Origin of the sequence: Enterobacter sp. ECC-175 (assembly GCF_043968675.1) — a bacterium.
In the GTDB taxonomy this organism is placed as follows: Bacteria; Pseudomonadota; Gammaproteobacteria; order Enterobacterales; family Enterobacteriaceae; genus Enterobacter.
The window spans coordinates 704,784-728,319 of the sequence record NZ_CP143776.1 but is presented as its reverse complement, the minus strand read 5'-3'; the positions used below and the strand labels follow the sequence as shown (position 1 = coordinate 728,319).

Sequence of the window (23,536 nt, the reverse complement as noted above, 5' to 3'; positions counted from 1 at the left end):
AGCTCCTCACCCCAGCCCTCTCGGGTAAAAACATTGATGAAGGTTAATACTATGAAAGCATTACATTTTGGCGCAGGTAATATCGGTCGTGGCTTTATCGGCAAACTGCTGGCAGACGCGGGCATTACGCTGACGTTCGCCGACGTGAACCAGGTGGTGCTCGACGCCCTGAATGCCCGTCATAGCTATCAGGTTCACGTGGTGGGTGAAAACGAGCAGGTTGAAACCGTATCCGGCGTAAACGCCGTCAGCAGCATCGGCGATGACGTGGTCGACCTGATCGCAACCGTCGATCTGGTCACGACCGCCGTCGGTCCAGTAGTGCTTGAGCGCATCGCCCCTGCCGTGGCAAAAGGCCTGGCAAAGCGTAAAGCGCAGGGCAATGACGCCCCGCTGAACATTATCGCCTGCGAAAACATGGTACGCGGTACCACGCAGCTGAAAGGCCACGTGATGGCCGCCGTCGCGGACGAAGATAAAGCCTGGGTTGAAGAACACGTTGGGTTTGTGGATTCCGCCGTGGACCGCATCGTGCCGCCGTCCGAATCGGCGACCAACGACCCGTTGGAAGTGACCGTGGAAACCTTCAGCGAATGGATTGTCGACAAAACCCAGTTTAAAGGCGCGCTGCCGACCATTCCGGGAATGGAACTGACCGATAACCTGATGGCATTTGTCGAACGCAAACTCTTCACCCTGAACACCGGGCATGCTATAACCGCGTACCTCGGAAAATTAGCCGGTCATCAGACCATCCGTGACGCGATTCTCGATGAGAAAATCCGCGCTGTGGTAAAAGGGGCGATGGAAGAGAGCGGCGCGGTGCTGATCAAACGCTACGGTTTTGATGCTGACAAACATGCGGCATACATTCAGAAAATCCTCGGTCGTTTTGAAAATCCGTACCTGAAAGATGACGTTGAGCGCGTTGGCCGCCAGCCGCTGCGTAAGCTGAGCGCGGGCGATCGCCTGATTAAACCGCTGCTGGGCACGCTGGAATATGGCCTGCCGCATGCCAACCTGGTGAAAGGCATTGCCGCTGCGATGCACTACCGCAGCGAGCAGGACCCGCAGGCGCAAGAGCTGGCCCAGATGATTGGCGATGACGGTCCACAGGCTGCGCTGGCGCAGGTTTCCGGTCTTGACCCAAACAGTAACGTGGTTGTGGAGGCGGTTAAAGCATACAACGCCACCAAATGATGCAGAATGCGGCGCAGGAGATCCTGCGCCCTAATTACAGATTGTCAGATATGCAGGCAATAATGGAACAAACCCAGGCCTTTGAAAATCGTGTGCTTGAGCGTCTGAATGCTGGCAAAACCGTACGAAGCTTCCTGATTGCCGCCGTCGAGCTACTGACCGAGGCGGTGAACATCCTGGTGCTTCAGGTATTTCGCAAAGACGACTACGCCGTGAAATATGCCGTTGAGCCGCTGTTGGACGGAGACGGACCGCTGGGCGATTTATCCGTCCGCCTGAAGCTGATCTACGGTCTTGGCGTGCTGAGCAGGCCGGAGTATGAAGACGCCGAGCTGCTGATGGCGCTGCGCGAAGAGTTAAATCACGACGGTAATGAATACGCGTTTACCGACGATGAAATTCTCGGTCCGTTCGGCGAGCTGCACTGCGTTTCCGCGCTGCCGCCCGCGCCCCATTTTGATAACAGCGATCCTGAGCTGTATGCGATGCAGAGGCTGCGTTATCAACAGGTTGTCCGTTCAACGATGGTCCTTTCCCTGACTGAGCTGATTTCACGAATCAGCTTAAAAAAAGCGTTTCAGAAGTAAGCCTGCGCGCATTGGTGTATCCTTCCTGTAAATTCCCCCGATTTAGAGTCATTTGTCATGAAAGAAGTCGAAAAGAACGAAATTAAACGCCTGAGCGACCGTCTGGATCTGATCCGTCACCAGATGGCGGGTCTGTCACTGGTCGATTCCGCCGAGAAGTACGCCGAGCTGGAGAAAGAGAGCGAGAAGCTTGAAGCGGAAATCGAGCGCCTGCGCGAAGTGAAAGGCCAGAAGCTCAGCAAAGAAGCGCAAAAGCTGATGAGTATGCCGCACCGCCGCGCGATCACCAAAAAAGAGCAGGCCGACATGGGCAAGCTGAAAAAAAGCGTGCGTGGTCTGGTGGTGGTTCACCCGATGACCGAGCTTGGCCGCGAAATGGGCCTGAAAGAGATGACGGGCTTTTGTAAGACGACGTTCTGATAATTTAATTTAGAGTAATATTCCTGAGGCTCATATATTCACAACATAAATATATGAGCCTTTTATTTTAATCATCAATTAAAGATATATTATATTTAATTGGGCATTATTAGTAGACCGATTCACATTCATTACGCATCAGAGTAAAGTAGAGATTCATCTTTCACGAATATAAATAACACACGGTCTGCCTATGAATCGCTTTCATGGGCATCGTAGCCTGTCATTGCGTTAGGTTATTAATTTATGAATCCTACTGATAATTCAACCTTCCAAAACGCCGCGCTTTCGTTAGAACAAAAACTTGAAAAAGCGCGTGCAGAACTGCTCGATCTTGGTGCCAGAAACCGCTTGCTTAATATCCCACGTTCTAAAAACACGCGTTTTCTTGAGATCATTGATGAACGTTCCGAGCATGTCTATAAACTTTTAGTTAGTGATAAAAAAGCGTTTACCTTTCTCCATGGGAAGTCTGGAAAAGAAGACGACAGTGAGCTTGTCGATGATGAAACAGACGAGAAAAAATTTATTTATCAGTTTGATGAAACCAGCACTGAGACAAAATCTCAACATCTGGATACAAAATTACAGACTCGGCTAACGCCCAAGGGCCTTCAAACACGTTTACTTGATCTCTACCATGACACCAAGACACTTGAAGAAGAGCAAGGTGCTAACATTCTTTATCTCGCGCTAGGCACATTGAAATGGATCGACCCAGCGAATAAAGAAAATGTACGCTATGCCCCCTTGATACTCGTCCCTGTGGGCCTCGAGCGAGGTAATGCTGGAGAGAGATTTAAGCTTAAAGCTCGTCATGAAGACATCATTCCTAACTTATCGCTAGAAGCGTTTCTTGACCGTGTACATCACATTAAACTGCCTGACTTGCAACCCGATGAAACGGATGAGATTAACGTCGCTGGTTACTTCGAAGCCGTGCAAAACGCGATAGCGTTGAAAACTGACTGGGAGGTTAAGAGCAATGATATGATTCTTGGCCTTTTTTCCTTCTCAAAATTTTTGATGTATCGTGATCTTGACCCTGCTAACTGGCCCGAAGATGAGGCGATCACCTCGAAGTATCTTATTCGCGCGTTAATGGAGGAAGGCTTCGATGAGAGTGATGATAGTTATTCCGATGATAGCCCGATAGATCCTATTATCTTGCCGAAAGATATGCTCCATATAATGGATAGCGATAGTTCACAAACACTCGCAATTCATGAAGTGAGAAAAGGAAAGAACCTTGTTATCCAGGGGCCTCCCGGCACAGGAAAGTCCCAGACAATAGCCAATATAATTGCCTCCGCTATTGCTGATGGCAAGACCGTGCTATTTGTTGCAGAGAAAATGGCAGCTCTTGAAGTTGTTAAAAGACGCTTAGATCAAACTGGTGTAGGCGATGCGTGTTTAGAATTACATAGCAACAAAGCCAATAAACGTATTCTGCTTGACGAATTAAAGCGGGTCTGGGAGTTAGGGTCTCCGCGCGGGGAATTTCCCGATGAACTCATTGAAAACTTAACTAAAGCCCGAGACTCTTTAAATGATCATCCTGCCCAATTACACAAAATATACCAGCCTTCGGGTTTGAGTCCCTATCAGGTTATTGGTCAATTGGTACGGCTTCATCAACAAGGGCAAACCCCTACTGATTTCACTTTGCCCAGGTTCGAGGAATGGAGCAATGATGGTCTGAAAAAGCGACTTGATCTCGTGAGTGAGTTAATTGAGCGCATTGAGGACATTGGGCTGCCTCAAAACCACCCCTGGAATGGGGTTAAACGAGTTTCAATCACCCCAGGTGAACTCAACCGTCTGGTTTCGAAAATCCAGGACCTTCTTATTCAGATTGAAAACTTCGACAGCCTGCTTACATTAACTGCTGCTAAGGTCGGTTTGAAGCTTGAGAAACATCTCGTCGCGGATTCAGCTAAAGTATTCGAACGCGCTCAAATTCTAAATCAAGCTCCAGAATTTGAAGAGGCCGCATTGATTAATGCTTGCTGGTCGGTCTCGCTCAACGATATAAAAAAATTATTGAAGCAAGGAGAAGTTTTCCAGAACGGTTACGACGATATTGAAGCACATATTCACCCTGCTCAATTTGACACTCACCTCATTGAGCTTAGAGATGAATTGCAAACTGTTCCAGATAACTTCTCGCCGAGTGGCTTTGCTGCGGCTCGCTCGCTGCAGCTAATGCTCCCACAGCTACAGACCGCTGTTACGAATTTGGCCCGAGAACTGGGCACGGAATCTACTTACGCATCTGTTAAGGATATTAAGAACCTTATTGCGCTTAGTTTACGCGTTGCAGATGCACCGGATGCAAGTCCGCAAGCATTTATCGCTTCCGTTTGGGAGCACGGTGTCGATCAAGCAATGGAACTGGTCGCATCCATTGCCCGATTAAGAGAATTGCGGCAAAAAATTGAGCCTCATATTTTCGAGGCGGTATGGGAAGCGGAGCTCACGCAAACTCGGCATAATCTTGCTATTCATTCCGGCATGTTTAAATTTCTTAACGCCGAGTGGCGTCGTTCAAAGGCACTTGTAAAGACGCTAATACGCGACACAAATCAACCACTTTCTCAGCAGATTGAACTACTTGATAGCATTATGCAGGCACAATCGCTTCGGAAAAATATTGCGGAGAATGATGAATTTGGCACAAGCGCATTTGGACCGCATTGGCGCGGCGAGAACAGTGACAGTGACGCACTCAAAGCCTTAGTAGAATGGATGGGCACGCTTAAAGACGTGGGTGCAGAAGCGCGTCAGCTCGCTAGCCAGCTTTCCGATCGTGAAATGCTTAAGCACCTTAGCAACCAGTTGTCTCAATTGCTGGAGAAGACCAGTGTTGAACTTAATCAGCTGTGGAAAGCCTTTGGTGCATTACCCGAAGCCTGGTTTGATAATCACTACTCTGTAAAGCGCGTGCCTGTAAGCTTCATTGAAGCGATGGTACAAAAACTCATTCATATTGATACAACTTCGCATCAGGTTTTGGTAGAGCCTGTTGACCATCTTGATGAACGGCTTGTTTTAATTAAGAAAATTATCGAGCTTCAATATCAAAAGAAAGCTATTGAATCGCAAGCTGAGTTAGGTTGTGCAGCGTTTGGTTCGTCATGGGCAGGTTACCAATCCATTTGGCCAAAACTCTTACGCGATTTTGAATGGATTGCAAACCAAGGTGACTTACGTTTTATCAGTGCCACTATCAAAGATCGCGATGAGCTAATGAACACCGCCACGGATCTTGCTAATACCAATGCATCAATTACTGCAACATTCGCAGAACTTGCAAAAGAACTCAGCACAACCGTCGAAGATCTCTTTAAATGCGACGCACAAGAAGCGTTACCCCTTGCAATTGCAAAAAGCAAACTGGCTTCATGGATTGAACATTCTGAGCAATTATCAAAATGGGTTTCGTGGAGACAACGAAGTACCAAGGCTAAACAAAAAGGACTTTCCGACGTTGTAGCAAGATTGGAGGATGGTCGCTTAAAACTTACCGAATGCTACGCGTCAGTTGAATACACCTACTATGAATCACTTTTCAAACTGATGGCCGATAAAACGCCATCCTTATCACGTTTTGATGGCGATCTTCATAGCCGTAAAGTAAGCCACTTTGCTGAAATGGACTTACGGCGAATCAAATCCTCATGCCTGGAAGTTGTTCGCGCGCATCATCGCCGTATTCCATCGAAAACAGGGGCAGCAGGCCCGGTTGGAATTTTACGATCAGAAATGGCAAGAAAGCGTGGCCATATGCCGATCCGTCAACTGATGTTAAAAGCGGGGCCGGCTATCCAGGCATTAAAACCTGTCATGATGATGAGTCCACTCTCCGTTGCGCAATTCCTGGTTCCAGGAAAGCAAACATTTGATTTACTTGTTATGGATGAAGCCAGCCAGATCCAGCCTGTTGACGCTATTGGCGCCATTGCACGCTGCGAGCAAGTTGTTGTTGTGGGTGATGAAAGGCAATTACCACCAACCAGTTTCTTCTCTCGTATGACCGAAGCAAGCAACGACGACGACGATGAATCAACACAGGTGTCTGATATAGAGAGCATATTGGGTTTATTTGTTGCCAGAGGCCTACCGCAGCGCATGCTACGCTGGCACTATCGTAGCCGTCATCAATCATTGATTGCGGTTTCGAATAGCCAGTTTTATGAAAATAAACTTTTCATCGTTCCTAGCCCTTATACGGAAGAGGCAGGGATGGGATTACGTTTCCATCACGTTGAAAATGGTGTGTTTGAATCGGGAACAACCAACGCAAACCCTACTGAGGCAAAACGAATTGCCCATGCAATACTTGAACATGTTCAACAACATCCTGAATTGTCGCTTGGAGTCGCCACGTTTTCCGTTTCACAGCGTAAAGCCATTCAGGACGAACTCGAATTGCTTCGTCGACTTAACCCGCAGTACGAGGATTTCTTCCAGGCTCACCCTGGCGAGCCCTTCTTCATAAAAAACCTTGAGAACATTCAGGGCGATGAGCGCGATGTAATTATGATTTCCGTTGGTTACGCGCGAAATGCGCAAGGCTATCTTGCGATGCGATTTGGGCCATTGGGTTCAAAAGGTGGCGAAAGGCGTCTCAATGTACTCATAAGTCGTGCCAAACGTCGCTGTGAGGTATTTGCATCCATTACCGATGAAGACATCGATCTGGAACGTGCAAAAGGGATTGGCGTAATGGCCTTCAAACTGTTTCTTCAATATGCCCGTACTGGACGTTTATCTTTGGCAACACATTCCGGACGACCAATGGATAGCGTATTTGAGGAACAGGTGGCGTCAGCGCTTCAGGCTCGTGGCTATCAGGTACATCCACAGGTTGGAATTGCAGGATTCTTTATTGATTTAGCCATCGCCGATTCCGAATTACCGGGACGTTATATTCTGGGTATCGAATGCGATGGTAGCGCCTATCACTCTTCTCGCTCAGCGCGGGAGCGCGATCGTCTGCGTCAGGCCGTTCTCGAAGACCATGGATGGAATATCCATCGCATCTGGAGCACGGATTGGTTCCAACGCCCAGAGGAACAACTGCAGCGGGTAATTAATGCCATCGATAATGCCAAAGCAGAGCTTATTAACCGCGCCGAACATAAGTCAAAGGAGACGCGTGCGGTTAACATTGAGATAGTTACGGTGGAACGAGAAAACGTCGTTGAGGTTGGGTTAGGTAGAACAGAACCAGCAAATGAGCTGTTCGTTAATTATGAGGAATCACAGCCTAAAGCTAATCCAGGCTATGTACTCCATGAAATGCCCACGAACCTATTGGCAGATATGATCGAACATATTGTTTCGATAGAAGCACCAGTCCATTTAAGTGAAATTGTTACGCGACTTCGCACAGCCTGGGGATTAGGGCGGGCAGGCGCACGCATTGAAAGTGCCGTAAGTGTAGCCGCACAAAAGGCGTGTCAAAAAGGCAAAATCTATCAAGAGGATGGCTTCTTTTTCTATAAGGATTCAATTGTACAACTGCGTAACAGGCAAAATGTCATTTCTGCAGGTTTACGTAAGCCAGAGATGATTGCACCGAAAGAAATTGCCCACGGCGTGCTTGAGATCGTCAAAACGAGCCTAGGCGCAACTGAAGATGAAATTGTCACGTCTGTCTCACGGATGCTCGGTTTTAAATCAACAAGCAGCGTTCTGAAGAGAGTCATAACAGACGTTATTGAAAATCAAATTGAGGGTCATCAACTCAGGAAAAGTGACCATCTTCTTGTTGCTGAAGAAGGTCAAGATATGCGGAGCGTGAGCTAATAAGCAGTTGCAAGTAAAAAAATCTTAAAGCAGGGGCATTCGATAAGAATGCCCCACCGCAAATTGGCCCAACCAATCCGCCCTTACCTCCTTCCCTGGTTCACACTTCCATTAATTCCACTCACAAAACCATTGCTCATCCATAACATCTGATTAACCATTCATTGTCATTCACCCTACAATACAATATTGGCAGGACCACTTTTACACATCGCGTGACGCAGAGATGGGCATAGACTCACCGCCGATCGCGATGTGGGGTCCTCAGGAGACCTGCATGAGCCTCTGGCAACAAAACTACGACCCGGCCGGAAATATCTGGCTGTCGAGCCTGATCGCATCGCTACCGATCCTGTTCTTCTTCTTTGCGCTGATTAAGCTCAAGCTGAAGGGCTATCTTGCCGCAACCTATACCGTCGCCATCGCGCTGCTGGTGGCGCTGTTCTTCTACAAAATGCCCGTCGACCGCGCGCTGGCATCGGTCGTGTATGGCTTTTTCTACGGCCTGTGGCCGATTGCGTGGATCATCATCGCGGCGGTGTTTGTCTACAAAATCTCGGTGAAAACCGGGCAGTTTGACATCATCCGCTCGTCGATTCTCTCCATCACGCCGGACCAGCGCCTGCAGATGCTGATTGTCGGCTTCTCCTTCGGGGCGTTTCTGGAAGGTGCGGCAGGCTTTGGCGCACCGGTGGCGATCACCGCCGCGCTGCTGGTCGGGCTGGGCTTTAATCCGCTGTATGCCGCCGGGCTGTGCCTGATTGTGAACACCGCGCCGGTGGCGTTTGGCGCGATGGGTATTCCGATCCTGGTGGCCGGACAGGTAACCGGGCTGGACAGCTTCGAGATTGGCCAGATGGTGGGCCGCCAGCTGCCGTTCCTGACCATTATCGTGCTGTTCTGGATCATGGCGATTATGGACGGCTGGCGCGGCGTGAAGGAGACCTGGCCCGCGGTGATGGTCGCCGGCGGTTCGTTCGCCATCGCCCAGTACCTCAGCTCCAACTTCCTCGGCCCCGAGCTGCCGGACATTATCTCATCGCTGGTCTCGCTGGTATGCCTGACGCTGTTCCTGAAGCGCTGGCAGCCTGTGCGCATCTTCCGCTTTGCCGATATGGGCGCGTCCCACGTGGATCAGACCCTTGCCCGCACGGGCTATACGCCGGGGCAGATTATTCGCGCCTGGTCGCCTTTCCTGTTCCTGACCGCGACCGTTACGCTGTGGAGCATCCCGCCGTTTAAAGCGCTGTTCGCTCCGGGCGGCGCGCTGTACGACATGGTGATTAACGTCTCCGTGCCGTTCCTCGACAAGATGGTCGCGCGCATGCCGCCGGTGGTTCACGACGCCACGCCGTATGCTGCGGTGTTCAAGTTCGACTGGTTCTCCGCCACCGGCACGGCCATCCTGTTTGCGGCACTCCTTTCCGTGGTGTGGCTGCGCATGAAGCCTGCCGCCGCGGTGCAGACCTTTGCCAGCACGCTGAAAGAGCTCGCGCTGCCGATCTACTCCATCGGGATGGTGCTGGCGTTCGCGTTTATCTCGAACTACTCCGGCCTGTCGTCCACGCTGGCGCTGGCCCTGGCCCATACCGGACACGCGTTCACCTTCTTCTCGCCGTTCCTCGGCTGGCTGGGGGTGTTCCTGACGGGCTCAGATACCTCGTCTAACGCGCTGTTCGCCGCGCTGCAGGCCACCGCCGCGCAGCAAATTGGCGTCTCGGACGTCCTGCTGGTTGCGGCTAACACCACCGGCGGCGTAACCGGCAAGATGATCTCTCCGCAGTCCATCGCTATCGCCTGCGCGGCGGTTGGCCTGGTCGGCAAAGAGTCGGACCTGTTCCGCTTTACCGTTAAACACAGCCTGATATTTACCTGCATGGTGGGCGTCATCACCACGCTGCAGGCCTATGTCTTAACCTGGATGATTCCATGATAGTGATGCCCAGGCGCCTGTCCGACGAGATTGCCTCTCGCGTGCGGGCGCTGATTGAAGAACAACAGCTGGAGGCGGGCATGAAGCTGCCCGCCGAGCGCCAGCTTGCCGCCCAGCTGGGCGTATCGCGTAATTCCCTGCGCGAGGCGCTCGCCACGCTGGTCAACGAAGGGCTGCTGGTGAGCCGCCGCGGCGGCGGCACCTTTGTGCGCTGGCAGCACGACGACTGGTCCGAGCAAAATATCGTTCAGCCGCTGAAAACGCTGCTGGAGAACGACCCGGACTACAGCTTCGATATTCTTGAAGCCCGCCACGCCATTGAGGCCAGCACCGCCTGGCACGCGGCGATACGCGCCACCGACGCCGATAAAGAGAAGCTCAGAGCCTGCTTCGAGGCCACGCAAAGCAGCGATCCGGACATTGCGTCCCAGGCGGACGTACGCTTCCACCTGGCGATTGCCGAGGCGTCGCACAACATCGTTCTGCTGCAGACCATGCGCGGCTTCTTCGACCTGCTGCAATCCTCCGTGAAGCAGAGCCGCCAGCGCATGTATCTGGTCCCGCCCGTGTTCGCGCGGCTGACCGAACAGCACGAGGCGATTCTTAACGCCATTCTGGACGGTGACGCCGACGCCGCGCGCAAAGCGATGATGGCTCACCTGAGCTTCGTGCACACCACCATTAAACGATTTGATGAAGACCAGGCACGACAGGCGCGTATTACCCGTCTGCCCGGTGAAAGTGATATTTCCAGGGAGAACAACGCATGATTATTTCAGCAGCCAGTGACTATCGCGCCGCGGCGCAGCGCATCTTACCGCCGTTCCTGTTCCACTATATCGACGGCGGGGCCTATGCGGAGCATACCCTGCGCCGCAACGTGGAAGACCTGTCGGACGTGGCCCTGCGCCAGCGCGTGCTGAAGAATATGTCCGACCTGAGCCTTGAGACGAAGCTGTTCAACGAAACGCTCTCGATGCCCGTTGCGCTCGGCCCCGTCGGCCTGTGCGGCATGTACGCCCGCCGGGGTGAGGTGCAGGCCGCCGCCGCAGCGGATGCCAAAGGGATACCGTTCACGCTCTCCACCGTTTCCGTGTGCCCGATTGAAGAGGTTACACCCACCATTAAGCGTCCGATGTGGTTCCAGCTGTACGTGCTGCGCGACCGCGGCTTTATGCGTAACGCCCTCGAGCGCGCTAAAGCGGCGGGCTGCTCGACGCTGGTGTTCACCGTCGACATGCCGACGCCGGGCGCGCGCTACCGCGATGCGCACTCCGGCATGAGCGGCCCGAACGCCGCCATGCGCCGCTACTGGCAGGCGGTGACGCATCCGCAGTGGGCGTGGGACGTCGGCCTTAACGGTCGCCCGCACGATCTGGGCAATATCTCCGCCTATCTCGGCAAGCCAACCGGGCTGGAAGACTACATCGGCTGGCTGGCGAATAACTTCGATCCGTCGATTTCCTGGAAAGATCTCGAGTGGATCCGCGAGTTTTGGGACGGCCCGATGGTGATCAAAGGCATTCTCGATCCGGAAGACGCCCGCGACGCGGTGCGCTTCGGCGCGGACGGCATTGTGGTCTCTAACCACGGCGGCCGCCAGCTTGACGGCGTGCTCTCCTCCGCCCGCGCATTACCGGCGATTGCAGACGCGGTTAAAGGTGATATTACGATTCTGGCCGACAGCGGCATTCGCAACGGCCTTGACGTGGTGCGCATGATCGCGCTGGGTGCAGACAGCGTGCTGCTGGGGCGCGCGTATCTGTATGCCTTAGCGACCGCCGGGCAGGCGGGCGTCGCAAACCTGCTGGACCTGGTTGAGAAGGAGATGAAGGTGGCGATGACGCTGACCGGTGCGAAGAACATCAGCGAGATCAGCCGTGATTCGCTGGTGCAGGAGCTGAGCAAGCTGCCTGCCGGTCTTGCCCAGCTGTCTCAGGGCAGCGCTGCCTAATCCATTCCATTTTTGCTTCACGCGTTCAGCCCACCTTCGGCTGAACGCTTTTTTTTGCGCAAAATAACACCCACATAACATTTCAGATAACTAAATTTGACATCCTGGTGGCGATCGCAAATGTATATACAGGCAAATACAAGAACATTTAAAACACCACAACAGAGGGTAGCGTATGGCGTATTCAGGCAAGGTGGATATCCAGCAGGTGATCGACGATAGCCCCTTCTCACGATTCCACTGGATGCTGATCGTGCTGGGATTTTTGGTTTTGGCGATCGACGGATTCGACACCGCCGCGATGGGCTATATCGCCCCAACGCTCTCGGCCGAATGGGGGATCGCCAGACAGGACCTCGGCCCCGTGCTCAGCGCTGCTCTGCTGGGCCTGTCACTTGGTGCGCTGGTTGCCGGGCCGGTGTCGGACCGCGTCGGGCGCAAGCGCGTGCTCGTTTTCTCCTGCCTGTTTTTTGGCCTTTCCAGCCTGGGAACCGCCTGGGCGCAAAGCCTGAACACCCTCACCCTCTGGCGCTTTTTAACCGGCCTCGGGCTGGGCGCGGCAATGCCTAACGCCATTACGCTGATCTCGGAATTTGCGCCGCAGCGCTGCCGCGCGATGGCGATTAATACCATGTACTGCGGCTTTCCCCTCGGCGCGGCGGGCGGAGGGGCAATCTCCTCATGGCTGATTCCGCATCACGGCTGGAAAAGCGTGCTGCTGCTCGGCGCCGTCGCGCCGCTCGTGCTGACGGTGCTGCTGGCGCTGCTGCTGCCGGAGTCGGTGAAGTATCTGGTGCAGCGCGGAAAAGAGACGGCGCGCATCCGGCGCATCGCCAGCCAGTTTGCCGGGCAGTCAGTCGAAAAAGTGAGCGGGTTCTTTCTTACCGAGACAGGCGCGGGGCAAAAGAAAGGCAGCGTGGCGCAGCTCTTTGCCCTTCCCTGGCTGCCCGGCACGCTGATGCTCTGGACCACCTACTTCATGGGGCTGGTGATTTACTACGTGCTGCTAAGCTGGATGCCGACGCTGATGCTCGGCATGGGCTACCCGCTGGCGGAATCGGCGTGGCTGACCTCCCTCTTCACCTTTGGCGGCACCGCCGGGATCTTGCTCGCGGGCTGGATGATGGATCGCTGGGAAGCGCACAGGGTGGTGACCGGGGGTTTTTTCATCACCATGCTGCTAATCCTCGCGCTGGGCATGGAGCATAACCACATCGTGCTGTTCGGCGGTCTGATCTTCGTGATGGGGATTACCATGAACGGCGCGCAGTCCGGCATGCAGACCCTCGCCGCCACGTTTTATCCTACCCACTGCCGCGCGACGGGCATCGCCTGGATGCAGGGCATCGGGCGCTTTGGCGGCGTCGCGGGCACCCTGACCAGCGCGCACCTGCTTTCGCTGCAGTGGCAGGCGGACAGCATCCTGATGTTCCTGAGCGTTCCCGCGCTGCTGGCCACCGCCGCCACGCTCTACAAAATGTTCCGCTACCGTTCGCAGGTCGCGAGCATCGCGTAGGCCCACCCGTTTCTGCTATTCTGCCCCCGCAATTAAGGGGGCAGCATGCTTAACATCGTTTTATTCGAACCAGAAATTCCGCCGAACACCGGCAACATTATCCGCCTGTGCGCCAACACCGGCTTTCGTCTGCATATCATTGAGCCGATGGGCTTTGCGTGGGACGACAAGCGCCTGCGCCGCGCGGGGCTGGATTACCATGAATTTACGGCGGTGCTGCGCCATCACGACTACGCCGCATTTATGGAAGCCGAAAAGCCTCAGCGCATGTTCGCCCTGACGACCAAAGGCACCCCCGCGCACAGCGCCGTAAGCTATCAGGAAGGTGATTATCTGATGTTTGGGCCGGAAACGCGCGGCCTGCCGGCGACGATTCTGGACGCCCTGCCCGCCGAGCAAAAAATTCGCATTCCGATGATGCCGGACAGCCGCAGCATGAACCTGTCAAACGCGGTGTCGGTGGTGGTGTATGAAGCGTGGCGCCAGCTTGGTTATCCCGGCGCACTCTTACGGTAGGCCCGGTGGACGCAGCGCCACCGGGCAAAAATCTCAGATGCCGTCGCCATACTCGAAGGTATGGTGAATGCCGTTGAAGTGCTGATCCATGTCCATGGACGGCTTATCGCTGTCCGGCTTGCCGACGATGCGCGCCGGGACGCCGGCGGCAGTGGTATGCGGTGGCACAGGCTGAAGCACGACTGAACCCGCGCCAATCTTCGCGCCGCGCCCGACCTCAATATTGCCGAGAATTTTCGCACCCGCGCCAATCATCACCCCTTCACGGATTTTCGGATGGCGATCGCCGCTGGTTTTGCCGGTACCGCCCAGGGTAACCGACTGCAGGATCGACACATCATCTTCAATCACCGCCGTTTCCCCGACAACGATGCCGGTGGCGTGGTCGAGCATGATCCCGCGGCCAATTTTCGCTGCCGGGTGAATATCCACCTGAAAGGTGACGGAAACCTGGTTTTGCAGGAAGATGGCCAGCGCGCGGCGGCCCTCGTTCCACAGCCAGTGGCCGATGCGGTAAGCCTGCAGAGCGTGAAAGCCCTTCAGGTACAGCAGCGGCGTGGAATATTTGTCTACCGCCGGGTCGCGCGTGCGCACGGCCTGAATATCACAGGCGGCAGAGGCGATCATTTCCGGGTCGGCGGCGTAGGCTTCTTCTACCACTTCACGAATGGCGATGGCGGGCATAATCGATGAGGCAAGCTTGTTAGCGAGCATATAGCTCAGGGCGCTGCCGAGGTTTTCATGCTTGAGTAGCGTCGCGTGGTAGAAGCTGGCCAGCATGGGCTCACAGTCGGCCAAAGCCCGGGCTTCGGCTTTAATATTGTTCCAGACGATATCCAGTTCTTCACACGGCATTGCTTACTCCAGACGATACGTTAATGACCGGCCAGTTCTTTGCTGGCCGGGTCAAGTCGCTAACAGGGGTCCCTGCGATTAGTTGCTGCTGCGCTCGTCCTTGCGCGCACGACCTAATAAGGTCAATGCTGCCTCGCGCGCATTTTTTCCGCAATACAATACCTGATAAATTTCCTCGGTTATTGGCATTTCGACACCAAAACGGTGCGCCAATTCGCGAACTTCTTTGGTATTGCGGTAGCCTTCAACCACCTGGCCAATCTTCTCCTGCGCGCTTTTCACATCGCTGCCCTGCCCGAGCATCATGCCAAAGCGGCGGTTACGCGACTGGTTGTCGGTACAGGTCAGCACCAGATCGCCCAGCCCTGCCATCCCCATAAAGGTGGCCGGATCGGCGCCAAGCGCTTCGCCCAGGCGAGACATTTCGGTGAGCCCGCGGGTAATCAGCGCCGTGCGCGCGTTCGCGCCAAAGCCGATACCGTCGGACATACCGGCACCAATGGCAATCACGTTTTTCACCGCGCCGCCCAGCTGTACGCCGATGAAATCCGGGTTGCTGTAAACGCGGAAGCTCTTGCCGCAGTGCAGCAGATGCTGAAGATCATCAGAGAATGTCTGGTCGGTTGAAGCGAGCGAGATCGCCGTCGGGAGGCCAGCGGCCAGCTCTTTGGCAAACGTCGGTCCGGAAATCACGGCCAGCGGAATGTCATCGCCCAGCGCTTCGCGGGCAACGTCCTGCAGCAGGCGGCCCGTTTCGGCTTCCAGCCCCTTCGTCGCCCACACGATGCGTGCATCGGCGCGCATCAGCGGCTTGATCTGGCGCAGGACTTCGCCGAACACGTGGCTCGGTACCACAACCAGTATATTGCGGCTGGCCGCCAGGGCGGTGGCAAGGTCACTTTCCAGATGCAGAGAGTCAGGGAACGGAACGTCCGGGAGAAACGCCACGTTGCAGCGGTCGTGTTGCAACATCGCGATATGTTTAGGATCGTGGCCCCACAGGACCACGTCGTGACCATTTCTTGCCAGCGTGATAGCAAGAGCGGTGCCGTAAGAGCCGGCACCGATCACAGTCATTGACGCATTAACAGTGCTCATCAGGCATCCTGATGTTGTTCGGCACCTTCGCCAGCCTGCTGCTGCAGATAGTTCATGAACAGCGCATCGAAGTTAACTGGCGCAAGGTTCAGTTGCGGGAATGTACCGCGAGATACCAGGCTGGTGATGCATTCACGCGCATACGGGAACAGGATGTTCGGGCAGTATGCACCCAGGCAGTGCGCCAGCTGGTTGCCTTCGATACCGCCAACGGAGAAGATGCCGCCCTGCTGTACTTCGCACAGGAATGCAGTTTCTTCGCCCAGAGACGCGGTAACGGTCACACGCAGTACGACTTCATACACGTCATCCGCCAGCTGGGTGGATGCGGTATCCAGATCAAGTTTAACCTCTGGCTGCCAATCTTTCTGGAAAACGTGCGGCGCATTTGGCGCTTCGAAAGAGACATCTTTGGTGTAGATACGCTGGATCTGGAAAGTCATTTCGGTGTTGTTTTGTTCTGACATGGAAAAACCCTTTTTAATTGTCCTAAAACGTCTTAGCGCAACAGCGGATCGAGTCCACCACGCGCGTCGAGCGCATACAAGTCATCACAGCCGCCAATGTGCTGCGCATCAATAAAAATCTGCGGAACCGTCGTGCGGCCACTACGTTGAATCATCTCTTCGCGTTTAATCGCGTCACCGTCAATAGGCAGTTCCTGGAACGTTACGCCTTTGCTGTTCAGCAACGCTTTTGCACGGTGGCAGAACGGGCAGGTTGCTTTGGTGTAGATCTCAATATTGGCCATCACTGAACTCCTTATTTACCGCGAACCAAAGGAAGATTCTCTCCGCTCCAGCCGGAAATGCCTTCTTTCAGAACCGTTACGTTTTCGAAGCCTGCTTTATGCAGCGCGTTAGCAGATTCCTGCGCCTGCATGCCGGTGCCGTCAACCACAATAATCGGCTGAGCTTTATGCTTATCCAGCTCACCGAGGTTGTTCGCTTTGATTTCCGCTGGCAGCAGGTTAATAGAACCTGCAATATGCCCTTTGCGGAAGTCATCACGCTGGCGCAGATCGACCACGACCGCATCTTCTTTGTTAATCAGACGGGTCGCTTCACCCCGCGTGATCACCTTAATTTTAGACGTCAGGCCCTTAAACGTGGTGAAAAGCACGGCGGCCAGCAGGCCAATCCACGCGATGCTCAGAACCGGGTGGCGGCTGACAAATTGCATAATTTCTTGCATGGGGGGTACTAACTCCCGACTAAGTGATTAAAAAAAACCAGGAGAGGAGTATACCTGCGCGTTGTGGCAAATACAGCCAGTGACATAAAGCTAATCCATTTTCTGCGGCCTGCCACGAAAAAAAATGGCTGAAAATACCCTCCAGGGTGGTTTGTGACCGCGCTTTCTTTGATCTTCCGAGGCTATTTTATCGATTCAGCTGTAGTAAAATTACGCAAATTTTTTGTCTCTTGAGCATGAGGTTGTCGCAATGTCGGTTTCTAAAAAACCTATGGTACTGGTCATTCTTGATGGTTATGGCTATCGCGAAGAAAGTCAGGATAACGCCATTCTTAACGCCAAAACCCCGGTTATGGATGCGCTGTGGGCAAAACGTCCTCACACCCTGATTGATGCATCTGGTCTGGAAGTGGGTCTGCCGGATCGCCAGATGGGCAACTCCGAAGTTGGACACGTCAACCTGGGCGCGGGCCGTATCGTGTATCAGGATTTGACCCGTCTCGACGTAGAAATCAAAGAACGCACCTTCTTCGCCAACCCAACGCTGACCGGTGCCGTTGATAAAGCCGTTGCGGCAGGCAAAGCCGTTCACATCATGGGCCTGCTCTCTGCGGGCGGCGTTCACAGCCATGAAGATCACATCATGGCGATGGTTGAGCTGGCAGCCGAGCGAGGTGCGGAAAAAATCTACCTGCACGCGTTCCTCGACGGCCGCGATACGCCTCCGCGCAGTGCGAAGGGCTCGCTGGTCGCGTTCGAAGAAAAATTTGCTGCACTGGGCAAAGGGCGCGTGGCGTCTATCATTGGTCGCTACTACGCCATGGACCGCGATAACCGCTGGGATCGCGTTGAGCAGGCCTATGACCTGATGACGCTGGCGAAAGGTGAATTCCAGTTCGCAACCGCCGTTGAAGGCCTGGAAGCCGCTTACGCGCGTGATGAAAACGACGAGTTCGTGAAAGCCACCGTTATTCGTGCAGAAGGCCAGGCCGATGCGGCAATGGAAGACGGCGACGCGCTGATCTTCATGAACTTCCGCGCTGACCGCGCGCGCGAAATCACGCGCGCCTTTGTAAACAGCGACTTCGACGGCTTCGCCCGCAAAAAAGTGGTTAAGCTCGACTTTATCCAGCTGACCGAATACGCGGCAGACATTAAAGCGCCTTGCGCCTATCCACCGGCTTCCCTGGCAAATACCTTCGGCGAGTGGATGGCGAAGCACGACAAAACGCAGCTGCGCATCTCCGAAACCGAGAAATACGCGCACGTGACCTTCTTCTTTAACGGCGGCGTTGAAGAGCCGTTCAAGGGAGAAGAGCGCATTCTGATCAACTCGCCGAAAGTGGCGACCTACGATCTGCAGCCGGAGATGAGCTCCGCCGAGCTGACCGAAAAACTGGTCGCGGCGATCGAAAGCGGCAAATACGACGCCATCATCTGTAACTACCCGAACGGCGACATGGTCGGCCATACCGGCGTGATGGACGCGGCTGTGAAAGCGGTTGAAGCGCTGGATCATTGCGTTGAGCAGGTAGCGAAAGCGGTTGAGTCCGTTGGCGGCCAGCTGCTGATTACCGCCGACCACGGCAACGCGGAGCAGATGCGCGATCCGTCTACCGGACAGGCGCACACTGCCCACACCAACCTGCCGGTTCCGCTGATTTATGTTGGTGATAAATCACTGAAAGCGGTAGAAGGCGGCAAGCTTTCCGACATCGCGCCGACCATGTTGACGCTGATGGGTATGGAAATCCCGAAAGAGATGACTGGCAAGCCGCTGTTCATCGTGGAATAATCGCTCCCCATGAGGGGAAAGGCGATTTTTTCAATCACATGGGTCGTGAAGCCGTTACGGTTATCAGTCAGACCTCTGCTTTACGCCAGCGCGCTCAGCGCTGGCGTATTGCTGTGCGCCCAATCCGCCCACGCGGACGACCGCGACCAGCTTAAATCTATTCAGGCCGATATCGCCGCTAAAGAGCGCGCGGTACGCCAGCAGCAACAGCAGCGTTCGGTACTGCTTGCCCAGCTTAAGCAGCAGGAAGAAGCGATTTCCGCCGCCGCGCGCAAGCTCCGCGAAACCCAGAATACCCTCGCCCAGCTGAATAAGCAGATCGACGACATGAACGCGTCGATTGCCAAACTGGAGCGCCAGCGGGACGCGCAGGAGCGCACGCTTGCGGCCCAGCTTGACGCCGCGTTTCGTCAGGGCGAACACACCGGCCTTCAGCTGATCCTGAGCGGAGAAGAGAGCCAGCGCGGCCAGCGCCTGCAGGCCTACTTTGGCTACCTCAACCAGGCCCGCCAGGAGACCATTGCGCAGCTGAAGCAGACGCGCGAAGAAGTCACCACTCAAAAAGCCGAGCTGGAAGAGAAGCAAAGCCAGCAGCAGACGCTCCTTTACGAGCAGCAGGCCCAGCAGGCGAAGCTTGAACAGGCGCGCAACGAGCGTAAGAAAACCCTTTCCGGACTTGAGTCCTCCATCCAGCAGGGTCAAAGCCAGCTGAGCGAGCTGCGCGCTAACGAATCTAAGCTGCGTAACAGCATTGCCCGTGCGGAAGCCGCCGCAAAAGCCCGCGCCGAAAAAGAGGCGCGCGAAGCGCAGGCCGTACGTAACAAGCAGCAGGAAGCCTCGCGCAAAGGCACCACCTATAAGCCAACCGAAAGCGAACGCTCCCTGATGTCGCGCACAGGTGGCCTTGGCTCTCCGCGCGGTCAGGCCTACTGGCCCGTTCGCGGCACCCTTCTGCATCGCTATGGCGAACAGCTGCAGGGTGAGCTACGTTGGAAGGGGATCGTTATCGGTGCGTCTGAGGGTAGCGAAGTGAAAGCCATCGCCGATGGCCGCGTGATCCTGGCCGACTGGCTGCAGGGCTACGGGCTCGTGGTGGTGGTTGAGCACGGTAAAGGCGATATGAGCCTTTACGGCTACAACCAGAGCGCGCTGGTCAGCGTCGGCACTCAGGTGCGCGCTGGCCAACCCATCGCCCTTGTGGGCAGCAGTGGCGGTCAGGGCCGCCCGTCACTCTATTTCGAAATTCGTCGCCAGGGTCAGGCGGTCAATCCACAGCCGTGGTTGGGAAGATAAGTTTTGCTTCACTTTCGCCGAATTGTTCTCTCCGTCGTCAGCGCTCTGGCGCTGGCTGGACCGGTTTACGCAGGCAAACTTGCCATCGTGATTGATGACTTCGGTTATCGTCCGCATAACGAAAATCAGGTGCTGGCGATGCCGCAGGCCATCTCCGTCGCCGTGTTGCCAAATGCCCCGCACGCCCGCGAGATGGCAACCAAAGCCCACAACAGCGGGCATGAAGTCCTGATCCATTTGCCTATGGCACCGCTCAGCAAACAGCCGCTTGAAAAAGACACGCTGCGCCCGGAGATGAGCAGCGACGAGATCGATCGCATCATCCGCGAGGCGTACGGTAAAGTGCCCTACGCCGTCGGGCTGAATAACCACATGGGCAGCGCAATGACCTCCAGCCTGTACGGTATGCTCAAGGTGATGCAGTCGCTTGAGCGCTACAACCTCTATTTCCTCGACAGCATGACCATCGGCAACAGTCAGGCGATGCGCGCCGCGCAGGGAACGGGCGTGAAGGTGATTAAGCGTAAGGTGTTTCTGGACGATACCCAAAACGAAGCGGATATCCGCGTGCAGTTTAACCGCGCGGTGCAGCTGGCGCGCCGGAACGGCTCGGCGATTGCCATCGGCCACCCGCATCCGTCTACCGTCCGCGTGCTTCAGCAAATGCTCCCGACGCTGCCTTCCGACATTACGCTGGTTCGCCCAAGCGACCTGCTGAACGAACCGCAGGTAGATACGTCGCGTCCTGGCAATGCCCGGCCGCCGGTAACGCAGCCGCGCAATCCGTTCCGCGGCGTGAAAAACTGCGCGCCAAAGCAGCCACTTGAGCCGGTCCATGCAACGCGCTTCTTCACGGTGATTGGGGAAAGCATCGGTGAAAGTACGCTGGTGAAATATTTCCAGCATCAGTGGCAGGGCTGGGGAAATAGCGACTCATCGTCGCGTTGATTCACGCCCATAAAAAAAGCGCCTGAGGGCGCTTTTTTTACTTAATCCCAGCAGAGGATCACTTTTCCAGACTGCCCTGAGCGCATCGCGTCAAAGCCCTGCTGGAACTCATCGATGGAGAAGCGGTGAGTGATGATTGGAGAGAGATCGAGGCCGGACTGGATCAGCGCCGCCATCTTGTACCAGGTTTCAAACATCTCGCGGCCATAGATGCCCTTGATGAACAGCCCCTTGAAGATGACTTTGTTCCAGTCGATGGACATATCCGACGGCGGAATACCCAGCATCGCGATACGGCCGCCGTGGTTCATGGTATCCAGCATGGTGCGGAACGCCGGCGGCGCGCCGGACATCTCCAGACCCACGTCGAACCCTTCGGTCATGCCCAGCTCGGCCATCACGTCGGTCAGGCTCTCTTTAGACACATCTACCGCGCGGGTCACGCCCATTTTGCGCGCCAGAGAGAGACGGTACTCGTTCACGTCGGTGATCACCACGTTACGCGCGCCGACGTGCTTCGCCACCGCGGCCGCCATGATGCCGATTGGGCCTGCGCCGGATACCAGCACGTCTTCACCGACCAGATCGAACGACAGCGCGGTGTGTACCGCGTTGCCGAACGGGTCAAAGATGGAGGCCAGATCGTCAGAGATATTGTCCGGGATTTTGAACGCGTTGAACGCCGGGATCACCAGGTATTCCGCGAAGCAGCCCGGCCGGTTCACGCCCACGCCGACGGTGTTGCGGCACAGGTGCGTGCGTCCGCCGCGGCAGTTACGGCAGTGGCCGCAGGTGATATGGCCTTCGCCGGAAACGCGGTCGCCAATCTTGAAGCCTTTCACTTCCTGGCCGATGCCAACCACTTCCCCCACGTATTCGTGACCGACAACCATCGGAACGGGAATGGTTTTCTGCGACCACTGGTCCCAGTTGTAGATGTGAACGTCAGTACCGCAGATGGCGGTTTTACGAATCTTGATCAGCAGATCGTTATGACCGACGTCCGGCTCCGGCACGTCGGTCATCCAAATCCCTTCTTCCGCTTTCAGTTTGGATAACGCTTTCATCACACGTCCTCAGGCAATTACGCCCAGCTGTTTGCCGATGCGGGTAAAGGCTTCCACCGCACGCTCAATTTGTTCAGGCGAATGCGCCGCAGACATCTGGGTGCGGATACGCGCCTGACCTTTTGGCACCACCGGGAAGAAGAACCCGGTGACGTAAATCCCCTCTTTTTGCAGCTCGCGGGCAAATTTCTGCGCCACCACCGCGTCGCCCAGCATCACCGGAATGATCGCATGGTCGGCACCGGCCAGGGTGAAGCCTGCCGCACTCATTTTCTCACGGAACAGGCGCGCGTTAGCCCACAGGCGGTCGCGCAGCTCAGCGCCGGACTCCACCATCTCCAGCACTTTGATGGACGCGGCAACGATCGCCGGAGCCAGGGAGTTGGAGAACAGATACGGGCGGGAGCGCTGGCGCAGCCACTCAACCACTTCTTTACGCGCGGCGGTATAGCCGCCGGACGCGCCGCCGAGCGCTTTGCCCAGCGTGCCGGTGATGATGTCCACGCGGCCCATCACGTCGCAGTATTCGTGCGAGCCGCGGCCGTTTTCGCCGACAAAACCAACGGCGTGGGAGTCATCGACCATCACCAGCGCGTCGTATTTATCGGCCAGGTCGCACACGCCCTTCAGGTTGGCGATCACGCCGTCCATGGAGAACACGCCGTCGGTGGCGATCAGCACGTGGCGAGCGCCAGCCGCGCGCGCCTCCTTCAGGCGTTCTTCCAGCTCGACCATATCGTTGTTGGCGTAGCGGAAGCGCTTCGCTTTGCACAGGCGCACGCCGTCGATGATGGAGGCGTGGTTCAGGGCGTCGGAGATAATTGCGTCTTCAGCGCCGAGCAGGGTTTCAAACAGGCCGCCGTTGGCATCGAAGCAGGAGGAGTACAGGATCGCATCTTCCATTCCGAGGAAGTTGGCCAGCTTCTGCTCGAGCTGCTTGTGGCTGTCCTGGGTGCCGCAGATAAAGCGCACGGAGGCCATGCCGAAGCCGTGGGAGTCCATGCCGCTTTTCGCCGCGGCAATCAGCTCTGGGTGATTCGCCAGGCCTAAGTAGTTGTTCGCACAAAAGTTGATCACGTGGCTGCCGTCGGCAACGGTGATGTCCGCCTGCTGTGCAGACGTGATAATACGCTCTTCTTTGAACAACCCTTCCGCACGGGCGGTGTCGAGGTCGCTGTTTAACTGTTTGTAAAAATCACCACGCATTGCATTCTCCAGACTCGGCAAATTTCGGGACATATTACCCAAACCTATAGTTTATGACGAGATGACGCAGTATCTCTTGTCGTTTTTGCAGCATAAATCACGCGTACCCCTGCGCTGTGAAGGTGAATGAAGCCTGAGCA

General features: G+C 55.3%; 19 protein-coding genes. 12 read left to right on the top strand and 7 right to left on the bottom strand.

Annotation, left to right across the window (positions count from 1 at the left end):
• Positions 1-51 precede the first annotated feature (51 nt).
• The 9 genes from mtlD to trmL all read left to right on the top strand — a co-directional run bounded on the left by mtlD (position 52) and on the right by trmL (position 13,940).
• Entirely contained in the window at positions 52-1,200 is a 1,149-nt protein-coding gene (mtlD, locus tag V1599_RS03515) for a mannitol-1-phosphate 5-dehydrogenase (protein WP_395301028.1), read from the top strand.
• The gene (gene mtlR, locus V1599_RS03510; RefSeq protein WP_112011923.1) at positions 1,197-1,787 is read left to right on the top strand and encodes a mannitol operon repressor MtlR; all 591 of its coding nucleotides are present in this window, start codon (positions 1,197-1,199) and stop codon (positions 1,785-1,787) included. Before mtlD ends, mtlR begins: the two co-directional genes overlap by 4 nt.
• A gap of 57 nt (positions 1,788-1,844) precedes the next feature.
• The gene (locus V1599_RS03505; RefSeq protein ID WP_112011922.1) at positions 1,845-2,207 is read left to right on the top strand and encodes a YibL family ribosome-associated protein; all 363 of its coding nucleotides are present in this window, start codon (positions 1,845-1,847) and stop codon (positions 2,205-2,207) included.
• A 246-nt stretch (positions 2,208-2,453) separates the two neighbouring features.
• Complete coding sequence (locus tag V1599_RS03500) at positions 2,454-8,021, top strand: DUF3320 domain-containing protein (RefSeq protein ID WP_395301027.1); 5,568 nt, start codon at positions 2,454-2,456, stop codon at positions 8,019-8,021.
• Positions 8,022-8,298: 277 nt separating this feature from the next.
• Positions 8,299-9,954, top strand: a complete 1,656-nt coding sequence (gene lldP, locus V1599_RS03495) for an L-lactate permease (protein WP_112011920.1) — start codon at positions 8,299-8,301, stop codon at positions 9,952-9,954.
• Entirely contained in the window at positions 9,951-10,724 is a 774-nt protein-coding gene (gene lldR, locus V1599_RS03490; RefSeq protein WP_112011919.1) for a transcriptional regulator LldR, read from the top strand. The genes lldP and lldR overlap by 4 nt, the downstream gene beginning before the upstream one ends.
• The gene (lldD, locus tag V1599_RS03485) at positions 10,721-11,908 is read left to right on the top strand and encodes an FMN-dependent L-lactate dehydrogenase LldD (RefSeq protein WP_395301026.1); all 1,188 of its coding nucleotides are present in this window, start codon (positions 10,721-10,723) and stop codon (positions 11,906-11,908) included. Before lldR ends, lldD begins: the two co-directional genes overlap by 4 nt.
• Positions 11,909-12,083: 175 nt before the next feature.
• The gene (locus V1599_RS03480) at positions 12,084-13,424 is read left to right on the top strand and encodes an MFS transporter (protein WP_395301025.1); all 1,341 of its coding nucleotides are present in this window, start codon (positions 12,084-12,086) and stop codon (positions 13,422-13,424) included.
• A gap of 45 nt (positions 13,425-13,469) precedes the next feature.
• On the top strand, positions 13,470-13,940 hold the full coding sequence (trmL, locus tag V1599_RS03475; RefSeq protein WP_112011916.1) for a tRNA (uridine(34)/cytosine(34)/5-carboxymethylaminomethyluridine(34)-2'-O)-methyltransferase TrmL: 471 nt from the start codon (positions 13,470-13,472) through the stop codon (positions 13,938-13,940).
• Positions 13,941-13,973: 33 nt separating this feature from the next.
• Here the strand turns inward: trmL and cysE are convergent, their stop codons facing one another.
• From cysE to V1599_RS03450, 5 genes are all read right to left on the bottom strand, one after another.
• Positions 13,974-14,795, bottom strand: a complete 822-nt coding sequence (gene cysE / locus V1599_RS03470; protein WP_008502718.1) for a serine O-acetyltransferase — start codon at positions 14,793-14,795, stop codon at positions 13,974-13,976.
• A gap of 78 nt (positions 14,796-14,873) precedes the next feature.
• Positions 14,874-15,893 (bottom strand): NAD(P)H-dependent glycerol-3-phosphate dehydrogenase, encoded by a 1,020-nt coding sequence (gene gpsA, locus V1599_RS03465; RefSeq protein WP_112011915.1) that lies wholly within the window; start codon positions 15,891-15,893, stop codon positions 14,874-14,876.
• A complete protein-coding gene (gene secB, locus V1599_RS03460; protein WP_112011914.1) occupies positions 15,893-16,360 on the bottom strand; it encodes a protein-export chaperone SecB in 468 nt (155 codons plus the stop codon). Before secB ends, gpsA begins: the two co-directional genes overlap by 1 nt.
• Before the next feature lie 32 nt (positions 16,361-16,392).
• Positions 16,393-16,644 (bottom strand): glutaredoxin 3, encoded by a 252-nt coding sequence (gene grxC / locus V1599_RS03455; protein WP_080329847.1) that lies wholly within the window; start codon positions 16,642-16,644, stop codon positions 16,393-16,395.
• Positions 16,645-16,655: 11 nt separating this feature from the next.
• Positions 16,656-17,087 carry a rhodanese-like domain-containing protein gene (locus V1599_RS03450; RefSeq protein ID WP_112011913.1) on the bottom strand — a complete coding sequence of 144 codons (432 nt, stop codon included), beginning with the start codon at positions 17,085-17,087 and terminating at the stop codon, positions 16,656-16,658.
• Positions 17,088-17,337: 250 nt separating this feature from the next.
• Between V1599_RS03450 and gpmM the strand changes: the two genes are divergently transcribed.
• The 3 genes from gpmM to V1599_RS03435 are packed head-to-tail and all read left to right on the top strand — an operon-like array spanning position 17,338 to position 21,123.
• Positions 17,338-18,882, top strand: coding sequence for a 2,3-bisphosphoglycerate-independent phosphoglycerate mutase (gene gpmM, locus V1599_RS03445; protein WP_112011912.1), 1,545 nt, complete (start codon positions 17,338-17,340; stop codon positions 18,880-18,882).
• A 33-nt stretch (positions 18,883-18,915) separates the two neighbouring features.
• A complete protein-coding gene (gene envC / locus V1599_RS03440; protein WP_258458741.1) occupies positions 18,916-20,175 on the top strand; it encodes a murein hydrolase activator EnvC in 1,260 nt (419 codons plus the stop codon).
• Between the two features lie 3 nt (positions 20,176-20,178).
• Positions 20,179-21,123 carry a divergent polysaccharide deacetylase family protein gene (locus V1599_RS03435; protein WP_112011910.1) on the top strand — a complete coding sequence of 315 codons (945 nt, stop codon included), beginning with the start codon at positions 20,179-20,181 and terminating at the stop codon, positions 21,121-21,123.
• A 41-nt stretch (positions 21,124-21,164) separates the two neighbouring features.
• Here V1599_RS03435 and tdh read toward each other — a convergent pair whose 3' ends face one another.
• A complete protein-coding gene (gene tdh / locus V1599_RS03430; protein ID WP_395301024.1) occupies positions 21,165-22,190 on the bottom strand; it encodes an L-threonine 3-dehydrogenase in 1,026 nt (341 codons plus the stop codon).
• Between the two features lie 9 nt (positions 22,191-22,199).
• Entirely contained in the window at positions 22,200-23,396 is a 1,197-nt protein-coding gene (gene kbl, locus V1599_RS03425; RefSeq protein WP_112011908.1) for a glycine C-acetyltransferase, read from the bottom strand.
• Positions 23,397-23,536 lie beyond the last annotated feature (140 nt).